We start from the raw sequence: 10,059 nt of genomic DNA on the forward strand, positions 1-10,059 counted from the left end.
GCGAAAGACTTAGTCTTAAATCTATATTTTTGTCATTAATGGCGGATTATAGCTTTGGTATCTATTTTATTCATTTCTACTTTATTTTAGTGCTGAGAAAAGTAAATTTTAGGCTCACTGGCGAGGAGTTACCAAATGGGTTGTTTGACTGGATCTTATTCTTACTTATAACGCTGGGACTTAGCGTTGGGGCAATTTATGTCATGAAAAGGCTTTTAGGTAAGAAATCAAGATTAATAATTGGATCATAATTAAATCGTAGAAGAGTGAATTTTAAGAAGTTGAAGACAAATCATATAAATGTTTTAGAGTTTTTAATTATTGTTTCTCTAGCACTTTTCCCTATTTTCTTTACATATCCATATAGAATAAATATTTTTCTTACGTGGGAAGGGGCGTATAGACTCTACCAAGGGCAGGTGCCTTTTAAGGATTTTGGCTTACCAATGGGGTATGCCTTCTGGCTTATTCCGGCTATGTTTTTTAAAATCTTTGGACCTTATCTGGGTACATTGGTGAAATCGCAAGTGTTGTATAATTTGCTGGCCGGTTTCTCATTTAGATCAATTTTAAACTCATTAGGACTAGAGCCTGGATTACGTTTTCTGGGTGTTTTTCTATTTGTAATATCATATTCATTTTTCAATTTTTGGCCATGGTACAATCACTCTGTTATTGTATTTGAAATTGTAAGCATAGCTTTCCTATTACATGGTATTACAAAGAATGGATGGAAGCATCACTTATCACTTTTTCTAGCAGCTCTGTTTGCCTTCCTATCGTTTTTTACTAAGCAAGATGGTGGTGCTTTCGCGGTACTTATTACAGGAATATTAAGCCTTTATTACTCGGTGGCCACTAAGAGTATTAAAGCGGTCGGTTTTTATGTACTATATTTAATCATTGTAAGTGCTTTGTTCATTGGACCTATTCTTCCTTACGAATTTAATTATTGGTTTAACTATGGGCAAGCGCCTCATTATTCTAGGTTTAGTCTAAGTGATATTATTAATGAGGTGATGCAAAAGTCACTGTTTTTAAAGTTATACTTAGCTATTATTTTATTTATACTTATTGCCAAGATTAAGAGTTGGCAATATTTTTTAGATGAAAAAAAAGCCACTCTCTTTATTATATTGACGCTGGCAATCTTAGGGCAGGCAATGGTGTTGCAAGTTACTAGTTATACACCACCAGATGGCAATATATACTTTCACAGTTTTGCATTTATTTTCATAGTGTACTTTATCAAAGACCAATTAGATTTTAGCCGAATTAGAATTCTTTTACCATTTGTGCTAATTATATTTTTTTGGTGGTCTGGGGTATACTGGAAGTATGCTAATCGTATAATAGATAGAGTTTTTCCAAAATTAGAGGCATCTAAGGAAGATGCGCGTGAGGTTATTTCCATAAATACATATAAACTGGAAGAGGATACAACTGCTCTAGACAAATCAACGTGGGTCCTGTCTCCCTTTAAGGCATTTGATAAAGTTTATATGCCTAAAGAAACTATTGCAGGAATTCAGAGGCTTTTAGAATTAGAGTCTGTAGAAAACGGAAGTCCGAAAGTATTGAATATGTCGGAGTTAACTCCTTTGGCTCATACTCTAGGATATGAGTTGGAAGTTGGTCAACCGTTATGGTATCATTTAAATGTAGCCATGTTTGATCGTGAACTTAATTTTTTTAGAAAGCGCATTGAAAGTGATTACTATGACTTAGTTTTATTTGAAATTATTCCAAATCTAAATAATTTCTACCCATATGAACTACAGGATGCTCTCAAACAGCATTATAAAAAGATAGATGTATTTCAAGCTCCTAGACGGAATACACTTGAGGTAATTGAAGTTTATGTAAGAAAGGAGTGATCCTAATAAATGCACTTTACATTAATAAAGATTTTACACTGCTGCATATAACTTCTCTCTAAGTTTAATGGGAAGTATAAGCATACCACCTTGAACATGTCAATTATACAAGCTTGTGATTGCTCAGTTTAAAGTCTTTTTATTAATAAAAGAATAATTTTAGTAAAATATAAGGTTACTCAAGTAGAATAAAAGCTTTAAATTTATTGTTGAGTTTCAAGCGCACCAATATCAGGCCTTTCATTAACTGTTCTTGTTTGAAACAGAAAATCAAAGTCAATGCTATAGTCAGAAATGCTTCTCCCGCTATCAATTAGGGGTGAGGTTGATTTGAAGTTAAAATCTCGTTCATTTGGATTGTTGAATTGAATGTCATCCAAGTCATTGGACAACACGTTGTTTTGTAAGTCAACATTTACATTGCTGGCATCGGGCTTCATTATTATACCTGTAACGTTGAGACCTACATTATTATACATCACGTTATTTGAAGTCTGATTCGAACTGATTTTCAACATATCACCTTTTATATTGTAGAAAGTGTTATTAATAATGTAAAATCCTGTCCCTGGCTTTGGGTCTCTGTCAGTAGCATACATTCCGTCTCTATCAGTGTCCATAATTATGTTGTTATAAACTAAAAGGTCAAATCCTTGAAGGAATATACCTCTACCAGTTCCATTGCCCACATAATTATTAAAGACTTCTCCAGTTGTGCCTGGGTTAACCTGAATCCCAGCTTGGTGAGCTGCTTCTCCATTTGTTCCAAAACCATCGATCACGTTGTTGAAAATTTTTGAATCTTCTACGGCACTACCTACTTGTATACCATCTCTTCCTATATTTTGCAATAGGTTGTTGTAGATCCTGACTCCCTTAAGTTCAGGTTCCAACTGGTTTAAATCACAATCATATTTTAACCCAGTATGCCAGTGAGAACCTCCTATATAAAAGCCTTCATTTTTTGTGTTTGATATTTTGTTATGATGAACAAGTGTATTGTATTGAGTAAAATTACTTCTATCTATTACCCCGTCAGCACAGGTAGGGTTGGTGCGTATTGAAATTCCTGAGTTTCCTGATTGAAGAACCTCTATGTGATCTACTTCAAAGTCGCTACATCTATTTTCAGCTACAAAACCAAAATCTTTAGCATCGATTTGAATACCATAGTCATCACCTGATCCTGTTCCTGTAAATCTTACGTGCTTACTCTCATAAAAGCGAACACCAGCGGTACTTGTGGTGACGATCAAAGCTTGACCATCACAATTTGTAAAAATGAAAGGTTTGTCTTCTGTCCCATTAAAATTAGTAAAAAAAGCAGCTCGACTTCTGGTGCCAGCAGGTATGCATATCTTTGATCCTGGGGGTAGTTTTAAATCATCATTATTATATCCATATACTTCCGGGTCCAAAACAAAATCACATTCTTCACAACTTACCGGAGTGTATTCACATGAGTTATCAGAGAACCTTATGTTGGAATCAAAGTTTATAGCACTTGGGTCGCTACAGCCTAAAAGCTCAGATGGAACTGCGTCCGACCCCTTTGGGTCATCATCATCATTGCAGGCTGCAAAAAGGACTATAAATGATAGTATTAGGGCTTGCTTGATCATTTTATTACATGTTAACTTTATTATCAATCTTTTATTTCCATAAACCAAGTATCTGAGAATCCTGTCTCTCTACGAATTCTTTCCACTGTTTCAATTGATTTCTCGCTTGGCTGAATAGTATAAATGTACACAAAATGGTACTCTTTTTCTTTATTATACCCTAGTTTACTCTCCGGGTAGTCTTTTATTACCTTGTTGAGAAACCCTTTCGCGTTACTCTCCAAAGCGAATGATCCTACTACAACATAGTAACCCTTAATAGTAGGTTCAAATTCTTGGGGTGTCACTATTTCATTTTCAGTATTATCTTGAGTAATGTTGTCATTGATTTCTGTTTTTGAAACAATAGACTTGGTGTAAGTATCTTCAATACTATCTGTTTTGGGTTCAATATTCTGTTCCTTAATTGTTGGAGCTTGATCGATGACTTGCTTCTCATCTGTATACTTCTTTATAGGCTCTTTCCTTGGTCGTGCTTTAATCTTTTTAGCCAACCTTATTTTGAATTGAAATTCATGTGTAGCTCCAGAGTATGCTAGATTTTGTGCTGAAGCATACTCATATGCATATGATATATCAAACTTGTCTTTTATCGAAATCTGAAATAGCGCACCTGGACCTACATCTTGTCGATAGAAACCACCCAGCTTTAAGATGTTTTTATAGCCAAAGAGCCCGCCAGCTTCAAAAAAATCAGCACGGTCCTCTGTCATTCTGTAATGGGCGAAAGGCATAACATTTAAAAGAGGACCCAACTCTAAAAAGTAAGAACCAGTAATAATCCTATTGGCTAGCTCTGAATATTCAATTTCATCAAAACTTGTGTCTATAAATGGATCTGTTTTGAATAGTCGGGGTAGGGCAAAGCCTAGTTTAAAGCCTTTATTTTGATAATAAAAACCAAATTGTCCATCAATATTGAAGTTATTCACCTCAGCATTTAACAAAGCAGGATCATTGATAGCTTCAAGATCATCTAAATTTAATTGATTATAAAAAGCACCCAATGAAAGTCCAAACCCAAGAGCATGGTTGTTACCTAAAGGAACCTTATAGCCATAGGTTAAAAGCCCTGAGGTTCTAGACAGCAGAATGGTTTCATCATTGATCAAGTTTATACCAATCGACATTCTTGGGTTTAGTTTGATCTGTGCATTAGCACCATAGGTAACAGGAGAATTCTGTATATCAACCCATTGCTGTCTGTGTATAAGATTAAACTCTGTAACATCATTACTTCCTACAAAAGCAGGATTGTACAAATATGGGTCAAAAATGTAATTAGAAAATATGGGCAGTTGCTGAGCAATAATTTTTGAAACAGATAAAATCAGCAATAAAGAGATAATTATTTTTTTCATAGCGACTATCTAATTATTCTTAAAGCTCCTGATTTAATATTCTCACCGTTACATTGAAAAATGTAATAATAATCGCCATCTGAGACTTTTGTTCCACGATAAGTTCCGTCCCAGTTGTTAGCATATGGCTCCGCTTCAAATACCTTTACTCCACTTCTGCTGAACACTGTAAGCTTACATGTCTCGTAGACCTCGATGTTTTCTATTTCCCAGAAGTCTCCTATGCCATCGCCATTTGGAGAGAAAAACATGGGTGGATTTAAAGCATTTTCAAATTCTGTTACCCTTAATTCAAACTCATCAAATGCGCTTAATGTATCGTTATCAATTACTTCAAAGGCAAACTTATAGCTTCCCTTAGGGGCATCTGTTACATAAAGTACTGAGTCTATGTATTCAAAGTTAAGTGCATCACCACTTGTTTGCCTCCAAATATAATCTTCTATTGTGCCATCTGGATCAGTAGCAACACCAGTTCGTTCTAAGGAAGTATTTGGTGGGATTAAAACTATATCTTCTCCAGCAAAAGCAATGGGACTTTTTCTATTGTCAGGGTCAAAAACAAATAGTAGAATTTCATCTACCCCTAGGGCTCCTTCATTGTCAGTAGCAGTGACTCTAAAACCATAAACACCAGGATTTAAAATATTTGAAATTTCGGTTTCTAGTGTTGAAGTAGAACTTATTGTTACTTCTTCCCCTTGAAATTGTTGCCAGAAAACTGATTCAACAGTTCCGTCTTCGTCAGAAGCAGTGGCATTCAATGTTATTGTTTCAATTGGTAAAGTAAGTTCCATGTTGGCTCCAGCAAAAATAAGTGGTGGTTGATTGGGCAATTCAGAATTCACGGTTAACTGTATTTCATCAGTTCCAGAAGCTCCTGAATTATCAATAGCTTCCAATTGGAATGTGTAGTTTCCTTCTATTAGGTTTTCTACAGTAAGAGTCTCAGTATCTGCTCCTGTCAGGACCACTTGTGTCGGACCATTTGTTAAAGACCATGAAACGGTTTCTATTGAGCCATCATTATCTGTCGCCAGGCCAAAAATTGTAATGTTGTTTTGTGGCAAGAAAATGGTACTATCTTTACCGGCATCAACTAAGGGAGGTTGATTTGTCCCAATTGGAAAAACGGTTAAGGTCACCTGATCAGAAGCTGATATACCAGCTTCATCTGTTGCAGTAAGTTCAAAAGTATATATTCCTTCTATTAGATCTTCAAGTTCTAAATCTTCTTGATTATCTGTCAATAAAGTGGCAGTAGGGCCACTTTCTTTACTCCATAAAAACTCATTTATATTCCCTTCATTATCAGTAACTGTTGCATCCAGTAAGGCGCTATTCTCTGGCAAATAAATATTTACATCTTCACCAGCATCAACCATTGGAGCTTGATTGGAGTCAGCAGAGAGAACATTTATAGAAACCTCATCGTATGCACTCGCATTTTTATCATCAACAGCCGTCAGTCTGAATTCATATGAACCCTCCGATAGGTTTGAAATCACTAGGCTGTTAGAATTAATGCCTGAAAGGCTAGTAGCAGATCCTGAAATTTGAGACCATTGTCGGTCTATAATTGTACCATCCTGATCGCTCGCTTGACCCAAAATTGTTGTGCTCGATAACGGTAAATATATGATCTTGTCAGTTCCAGCGGTAACTACGGGAGGAATATTTACTGACTCAGAGACTACAATTACACTGACAAAGTCGTCATTGGTAGCTCCTTCATTATCTGTTACTCTTAATCTAAACTCATAGCTTCCTACGACCATATTTGATACTGTCAGAGTAGGTGTAGTTGTGTTATTTAGATCTGCACTAGCTCCGCTGCTCTTAGTCCATAAATAGCTCGATATTGACCCATCATTATCGCTACCGGCACCATATAAAGTGATAGTATTAGTTGGTAGTGAAATAAATTGATTACCTCCGGCATCAGCAATTGGAGGTAAGTTAGCTCCCTCAGGACTCACAGTAATAGTAGTTTGATCATTTCCTGTGGCACCGTCATTGTCAGTGATGCTTAAATTAAAAACGTAGATACCTTCTACCAAATCTTCAATAGTAGCCGTGGGTAGGCCATCATTTATTAACTTAAATGAATTGGGACCTGACACTTTGCTCCATTTATAAGAAGCTATAGATCCATCAGCATCATTACCTTGACCCAAAAGATTTGTTGAATTTTGTGGTAAAACAAGGGTTTGATTGGGCCCAGCATTTGATATAGGAGATTTATTTATATCTGCTGGTAGAACATTGACGATCGCATTATCACTTGCTATTGCCCCTTGATCATCAGTTACATTTAACCTAAAAGTATAGGATCCTTCTGATAAGTTGGAAACATTTGTAACTCCATTTGTTGTGCTACTAAATGTAGCACTTCCACCATTAATTTTTGACCAGTTATAAGAATCAATAGAGCCATCTATATCAGTCCCAGACCCACTTAATGTTACACTGTTGGTTGGTAATTGTATATTCTTATTTCCTCCAGCGCTGGCAGTTGGAGGTTGATTCGTAGTTGAGGGGTTTACTGTTACTGTTACATTGTCTGTGGAAGATGCACCACTATTGTCCACTGCAGTTAGTTTGAATGTGCTTTGCCCTAGTTCCAAATTTTTAATTGTAACTACAGGGTTCGTTGAATTTTCTAAATCCCCTGATCCACCTGTTTTTGTCCATTCATAGCTAGTTATGATACCATCTGGATCTGTAGCTGTGCCTGATATTGAAACAGTGGATGTTGGTAAAAATATAATTTGATCTGGGCCTGCCTCAACAATAGGTAGTTGACTACTACCTACAGGGAGTACAGTTAGATTTACTTGGTCAGTGTCAGAAGATCCATTGTCATCAGTCACAGTCACCTCAAAAGTATAAAGACCCTCAACAAGATTTGAAGCTTGAAGTGTAAAAGAAGTTGTATTGGCTAAGGTGGCACTAGCTCCACTTACTTTTTGCCAGTTAATGTTTGTGATGGTGCCATCTATGTCTTCTGCATTAGCCTTAATTGAAATGCTATTCTCTGGAAGGATAAGGTATCGATCAATACCTGCATCCACAGTTGGTGCCTGGTTGGAACCAAGTACAGTTAGAGTAACAAGGTCTGAACTTGTAGCTCCCAAATTATCAGTTACCAAAAGCTTAAAAGTATATACACCTTCAAGCAAATTTGTCAATATAAGAGACTCTTGGTTTTGGCTAAGTGTTACATCACCACCTGTTACTTTTGTCCATTCATAATTTTCAATAGATCCATCTGGATCAGAGACGGAAGCAGTTATAGTAATTGAATTCGATGGAAGGGTTAATATTCTGTTTTCACCAACATTAACTAATGGAGATTGGTTTACATTTGCCGGAAAAACTACCATAGACATTTGGTCAATGTCAGAAGCTCCGTCATCATCTGTAACAGTAATTGAAAAAACATAAGAACCAGTTTCTATATTAGTTAAATTTAAATCAGATGAATTAGAGTTATTGAGAATAACTGAGGGTCCAGAAACCTTGGTCCATGAATACGTAACAATTGATCCATCAGAGTCACTGCCTGAACCAGAAATTAAGACGTTTGCTGTTGGCAACGTAATGTTTAAGTCTGGGCCGGCATCTGCTTGTGGTGAAGCATTAACGGGCCCTGCATTAACTGTGACAGTTACTTCGGCATAACCAGTGGCCCCTTCATTATCGGTAACAGTAAGACCAAACACGTGCGTACCTTCCTCCATATTTTCAACAGTCAGTGCAGAAGAACTAGCATTAACTAATGTTGCAGTTAAAGAAGTGATCTTTATCCATTCATAAGAAATAATAGTTCCATCGGCATCAACACCTGATCCGTTTAGGTTAATTGTATTAGTAGGTAAAGTAATTGATTTATCGGATCCTGGATTTGATGTTGGCGACTGGTTTGATAATGACACATTTATTGAAATATTGTCAGAAGCTTTTGCACCATCATCATCGGAAACGGTAATTTTAAAAACATAAGGACCTTCTAATAAATTAGTAATAGTTAGAACGGATGTCGTTGCGTTGGAGAGAGTAACAGTTGAACCTGATACTTTCTCCCATAGATAACTAACAATTGTTCCATCAGTGTCACTTGCAATAGCACTGAGTGTTGTTGAGTTGCTGGGTAAAAATATATTTTGATCTTCACCTCCGTCAACCGTAGGGGGTGAGTTTGTTGCGGATGCTTGAACATTTATTGTCACATTATCATTATCAGTAGCTCCATCATCGTCAGTAACAGTAAGTTTGAATACATATATCCCTTCTATAAGATTAGTGAGTTGCAGAGTGGCACTATTTGCTCCTGTAGAATTGAAGGATGGTCCAGAAACTTGAATCCAACTATAACTTGAAATGCTTCCATCTGGATCAGAGCCTGAACCGTTAATGGTTGTTGAATTGGTGGGTAATGTAATAATCTTATCTGAGCCGGCATTCGCTGTGGGCACTTCGTTAGGTGGTGAAGATACTGTTACAATTGCTATGTCTGATGCCGTTTTTCCTCCATCGTCAGTGACGGTAAGTTGAAACTGGTATGTGCCTACCTCAAGGTTTCCAACCGTTAAATCTTTAGTGCCTGCATTTTGAAGTGATGCTACACCTCCAGAAAGTTTGATCCAGGCATAACTTGTAATTGTTCCTGTAGGTGATGACCCACTTCCATTTAATATTGCCGTATTAGAAGGAAGAGTAACAGACTTGTCTGTGCCAGCATTAGCTGTTGGATTTGAAGATGATCGTTCAAAAGCTCCAATATCGAAATTTGACCCTGAAGGCCTTGGATTTCCATCGTAGTCAAAGGTCACCCCGGAAGAAGTTAGGTCTATACCTTGGTCAATAGCGCTAGTTGAGTTGGTTGTTAACCTGAAGTCTTTTGCTGCAGCATCTTGAAAGTTGAGTGAATTTATGTTGCTCGTTTGTATGTTGTTACCTTGAGTCAATTCGGAGTCTCTATGCTTACTTGTGAATTTGAAACCAGTAGACCCGTCACTAACAATAATATTATTATAGAATTTATTATTCTTAGAGGCCGTACTAAGTAGATACAAGCCATATCTGGAGACATCAATTACTGTATTGTTATACCATTCAAATGTGACACCGGGAGTTGTTCCTCTATCATCACAAAAGAGACCACCTGCTGCGCAGTTATAAATTACATTATTAAAA

At 36.7% G+C, this 10,059-nt stretch carries 5 protein-coding genes; 2 read left to right on the top strand and 3 right to left on the bottom strand.

Annotated elements, in window-relative coordinates; genetic code table 11:
* Together E1140_RS21650 and E1140_RS05220 are read left to right on the top strand one after the other, a co-directional pair.
* Window positions 1-251: hypothetical protein (locus E1140_RS21650; RefSeq protein WP_221412640.1), on the top strand; the 251-nt coding region annotated here is incomplete at its 5' end.
* Window positions 252-266: 15 nt separating this feature from the next.
* Window positions 267-1,877, top strand: coding sequence for a hypothetical protein (locus tag E1140_RS05220; protein WP_155179848.1), 1,611 nt, complete (start codon window positions 267-269; stop codon window positions 1,875-1,877).
* Between the two features lie 203 nt (window positions 1,878-2,080).
* On the opposite strand, the gene E1140_RS05225 is transcribed toward E1140_RS05220, so the two are convergent.
* The 3 genes from E1140_RS05225 to E1140_RS05235 form a co-directional block, all read right to left on the bottom strand.
* Entirely contained in the window at window positions 2,081-3,499 is a 1,419-nt protein-coding gene (locus tag E1140_RS05225) for a right-handed parallel beta-helix repeat-containing protein (protein ID WP_155179853.1), read from the bottom strand.
* Window positions 3,500-3,522: 23 nt separating this feature from the next.
* Complete coding sequence (locus tag E1140_RS05230; RefSeq protein ID WP_155179857.1) at window positions 3,523-4,860, bottom strand: PorP/SprF family type IX secretion system membrane protein; 1,338 nt, start codon at window positions 4,858-4,860, stop codon at window positions 3,523-3,525.
* 5 nt (window positions 4,861-4,865) lie between these two features.
* Window positions 4,866-10,059: T9SS type B sorting domain-containing protein (locus tag E1140_RS05235; protein WP_185153437.1), on the bottom strand; the 5,194-nt coding region annotated here is incomplete at its 5' end.

The sequence above is a fragment of the Fulvivirga lutimaris genome, from assembly GCF_009711525.1.
Taxonomy (GTDB): Bacteria; Bacteroidota; Bacteroidia; order Cytophagales; family Cyclobacteriaceae; genus Fulvivirga; species Fulvivirga lutimaris.

Coding starts and splice junctions, on each gene's coding strand:
- E1140_RS05225 (WP_155179853.1), bottom strand. CDS start 3,499: ATGATCAAGCAAGCCCTAATACTATCATTTATAGTCCTTTTTGCAGCC.
- E1140_RS05230 (WP_155179857.1), bottom strand. CDS start 4,860: ATGAAAAAAATAATTATCTCTTTATTGCTGATTTTATCTGTTTCAAAA.